Below are 1139 nucleotides of genomic sequence, written 5' to 3'. Positions count from 1 at the left end.
AACTATGGTAAACGTAGTGCGCCTGCGCGCAATCCGAGCACTCGTAACGGTGACCGCCCATGCGGGCGGTGCGACACGCTAAGACCGCTTCGACTGCACGCCAGTGCGCCGTGGGGATACGATGCGCGCCGACTTGTGCCACATACTCCGGCCAATGGGCTCGAAGGATTTGGGCGAGCGTCAAAAGCGCAGTGCTTCTTCCAGGAGTTGGGCCTGCGCTTCACGGCCAATATCCTCGCTGATCTCGGTGACATGCAGGTAAACCAACGTCGCCTTGAGAGAGGCGTGTCCGAGATAGCGGCTCACTTGCCGAATCGAGACACCGCACTCCAGCAAATGCGTGGCAAAACTATGTCGCAGACTGTGGGAACTGAACGGCTTGTTGATCCCCGTCGCTGCCCGCGTCGCCTGCATCGCCAACTGTAGCGCCGACGAGCTCAGCGGCTTTTTGCTCACATACATCGCCTCGGCCAGCGACGCGCAGTCGCCCCGCCAACTACGGCCCACCGCTGGAAACAACCAACGCGGATTTTTATGATACGCATAGTAAATGCGCAAGCGCCGGAGCATGTTCGCACAGAGCGGCACCTCGCGAGGCTTGCCGCCCTTACCCTCGCGCACACGCAACACCAAGCGCTCGCCATCGATGTCCGAAGGTCGCAGCTTGAGCGCCTCGCTAATACGCAGGCCGCAGTGGTAAATCAGTGCGAAGATGATCTTGTAGCGATTAAGCTTCACGCAGCTCAGGAAATGACGCACCTCCGAACGACTCAGCACGATCGGTAAAGGCTCGGCTCGCCGCAGCTTGAAGTTAGTCCAGAGCTTCCAATCGCGTCCCAGCATATCGCGGTAAAGCATACGGATCGGCACCAGCCCTTGGTTGATGGTGCTCGGTGCCATACCGCGCTTATCGCGCAAATGCACTAGATAGTCGAAGATCTTACGCTCCCCAATCTGTCCCAGTGAATGTTTCGGGTAAAAATCCGCCAGACGACGAATCCACATTAAATACGTCGCACGAGTGCGCGGACGTAGCGTTTGGGACTCGACGTAAACGTAGAAGTCCTGATAGGTTTTATTTTCTCTTATGTTAGACATAGGGAGCTGAGCCTGACCGCTCGGCTCCCACCTTTAACTCT

At 57.4% G+C, this 1139-nt stretch carries 2 protein-coding genes; both read right to left on the bottom strand.

Going from position 1 to position 1139, the window contains the following annotated elements:
- Positions 1 to 184 (bottom strand): transposase zinc-binding domain-containing protein (locus tag QEH59_RS18560; RefSeq protein ID WP_308986880.1); only part of this gene is annotated, 184 nt, incomplete at its 3' end.
- Positions 181 to 1098: a site-specific integrase gene (locus tag QEH59_RS18555; RefSeq protein WP_308986879.1), complete on the bottom strand. Its 918-nt coding sequence runs from the start codon at positions 1096 to 1098 to the stop codon at positions 181 to 183. The genes QEH59_RS18555 and QEH59_RS18560, both read right to left, overlap by 4 nt.
- Between the last annotated feature and the right edge of the window lie 41 nt (positions 1099 to 1139).

The organism is Thalassobacterium sedimentorum (genome assembly GCF_031127905.1).
GTDB lineage: Bacteria > Verrucomicrobiota > Verrucomicrobiia > Opitutales > Coraliomargaritaceae > Thalassobacterium > Thalassobacterium sedimentorum.
This window is presented reverse-complemented; position numbering and strand designations above follow the sequence as displayed.